A 2,403-nucleotide genomic window follows, 5' to 3' on the forward strand; every position below is an offset into this window, starting at 1 on the left:
CGCCATTCTTGGAGTGCTGAAGAATGGGGAGTCGCACGGATTGGCGCTGGTGCATGACGAGACGACCGGGCCTGCGTGACCTGCGCACACCCAGAAGACAGCATTGAATGGGCGAACGAGGCCTAACGAACAAGGCTAACCGGCCGCGCCTGCACCGAGACGATGAACGGAGCCGAGATAGCGAAATGCTGAGAGAGAACGGAAGGCAATGCAGGCGGGGTCCGAGTTGAGCTAGGGGTTAGGCCGAGTGAGCGACTTTTTCATTAATTCTATCCTTTCGTTCGTGACTCCATTTGCATTCATAAATGCGGTTAGCGAGCTGTACTTCTGATTTACAAGATCAAATAAATGATCGATTGTCTCGGGCAACGCACGGTAACCGTCTGAAACGGCCTGATCACTTTTTGCGTAGTCGTTACTTAGTTCAGAGGACTCACAACCAGACAGCTTCAATAATACAGCTATGACGATTCCAGTACGGTCTCGGCCTGCTGCACAATGAACTAGCACGGGATGGTTTTGTTTATCAGACAGAATGCCAATGATTTCTCGAATAGCTGAACTGCCTACCTCTAGGATTTCCAAATACCGTCTGGCAGTGGCAAGTGCATTTGTGTTCTTTGGATTTGCCCATGATCTGTTGATGCTTTCGAACAACGGAACTGAAAGGAACTGGGTTTCGACGTCTACTAAGTTGCTGTAGTCCTTTCGTTGTTCGTCTGAAGACCGGAGATCAATGACTGTTTTTATCCGTTGGCTTCGAATGAATTTCTGAAAAGAAAATAGATCAAGCTTCTCTGGTTCAGCACTCCGAAAGAGACATTGTCTGTTGACAGAATTTCCATCGAGGAGGGACAGCCCACCTACATCTCGAAAGTTGAAGGCAACCGGGAGTGAAAGTTCCGTAGTACTGTCCATTGATCGGCCTAACGAAAGAAGCTCAGCGGACCAGGCGCTGGCGCCTGGGTCCGTTGCAGCGAGAGGTTAGGCCGAGCCCGAAGTAATGGTGCCCCGAGCGTGCACCACCTTGGGATTTGAGCCTGAATGGATGGGAGTGGGAGTTCATGCCGACGACCCCAAAGGGAAAGTGCCGGAGTTATTGCGTGAAATTGAAGGGCCAGGTGCTGAAGCAGCTTCGATGATGGCAGAAATCCATGGGCCGACTGTTGATGAGTAAGCAATAACGCCATTCTTGGAGTGCTGAAGAATGTGAAATTGCGCGAGTTGGTGTTGGTGGGGGACGAGATGACCAGGCTGGCGCAACCAGCGCGCACCCGGAGGACAGAAATAGACAGGCGAACGAGGCCTAACGAATGAAGCTAAGCGGCCGCGCCTGCACCGATGCGATGAGCGGAGCCGGGATAGCGAAATATTGAGAGAGAACGGAAGGCAATGCAGGCGGGGTCCGACTTGAGCGGAGGGTTAGGCATTCTTAGCCCCTGACGCCGATATGGATCGCGATCTGATCAGGCCCACGGTACTCTTCAAAGTCAGTAGTGTAGCTACGAATGAACTCAGTGTTGTTTTCAAAGTAGGCCCAAATAATGCCCCAGGTATCGATGACGGCTTGAGGCATTGGCCCTCTGTTTTCAAAGACCAGGTATCTTCCTTCTTCAATGCTTACGGTTGTGAATTCAGAAGAGGTGGGGCCTGAGGTTGCCATTCCGGCAGTTACCGAGTAGAAGCCAGTGGCATCTGATTCATAGTCTGAATAGACACCGAAAACTGAAGAACCTGGAGCTTGATTAGGAACTTGGCCTGTGACTCCGTTTCCATAAAACCTAGCCCAAAGGTTCGGAAGTTTGGCCGTGGTTGGATTGAATTCGTCGCGATTAATAGTTCGGACCGAAATACCAGTTACCGAGAAGGGCGAAACGTTGGTGAGTTTTGGTGACATGTAATCTCACTCCAGGTTGAATGCCTAACGAATGAAGCTAAGCGGCCGCGCCTGCACCGAGGCGATGAGCGAAGCCGAGGTAGCAAAATGATGAGAGAGAGTGGAAGGCAATGCAGGCGGGGTCCGACTTGAGCGGAGGGTTAGCCAACGCACCGAGACGATGAATTAAAAGCCTGTAATTAGAAGATCAATGGCAGCGATCAGTTCCGAACGAACCTCGGGAAGCTGACCCACGACAGGGCCAAGATGGCGTTTGCTGACGCCGGCCAATTCAGGGACCATGGCAACCAATGATTTATTTTGGAAAGCGATGACTGGTGTAAGGCGTGAAATCGGGTGGGTCTTCGCAGTCGATTTTAGGTACAAGGGGACAACCACACGAGTATCTAGGGGTGAGAGCAGCTCACTTTGGACATCGAGGAGGAAGGGTATGGCCTTCTGCGATTTCGGATCAGGGTTGGCATAGACGGTGAAAGAGGCCATCAGAAGTTCCTCAGGCCATCACT

The 2,403-nt window shown here is 51.5% G+C and carries 3 protein-coding genes; all 3 read right to left on the reverse strand.

Features of this window, described 5'->3' with window-relative positions:
* Positions 1 to 231 precede the first annotated feature (231 nt).
* Positions 232 to 918 (reverse strand): tyrosine-protein phosphatase, encoded by a 687-nt coding sequence (locus QSJ34_RS18685; protein WP_420798893.1) that lies wholly within the window; start codon positions 916 to 918, stop codon positions 232 to 234.
* 514 nt (positions 919 to 1,432) lie between these two features.
* On the reverse strand, positions 1,433 to 1,897 hold the full coding sequence (locus QSJ34_RS18525; protein WP_285578171.1) for a GyrI-like domain-containing protein: 465 nt from the start codon (positions 1,895 to 1,897) through the stop codon (positions 1,433 to 1,435).
* Between the two features lie 165 nt (positions 1,898 to 2,062).
* Positions 2,063 to 2,380 (reverse strand): CcdB family protein, encoded by a 318-nt coding sequence (locus QSJ34_RS18530; protein ID WP_285578172.1) that lies wholly within the window; start codon positions 2,378 to 2,380, stop codon positions 2,063 to 2,065.
* Between the last annotated feature and the right edge of the window lie 23 nt (positions 2,381 to 2,403).

The sequence above is a fragment of the Geothrix limicola genome (assembly GCF_030268085.1).
Classification (GTDB): Bacteria; Acidobacteriota; Holophagae; order Holophagales; family Holophagaceae; genus Geothrix; species Geothrix limicola.

Excerpts from the sequence above, each read along its gene's own strand:
- QSJ34_RS18685 (WP_420798893.1), bottom strand. The coding sequence starts at position 918 with ATGGACAGTACTACGGAACTTTCACTCCCGGTTGCCTTCAACTTTCGA.
- QSJ34_RS18525 (WP_285578171.1), bottom strand. The coding sequence starts at position 1,897 with ATGTCACCAAAACTCACCAACGTTTCGCCCTTCTCGGTAACTGGTATT.
- QSJ34_RS18530 (WP_285578172.1), bottom strand. The coding sequence starts at position 2,380 with ATGGCCTCTTTCACCGTCTATGCCAACCCTGATCCGAAATCGCAGAAG.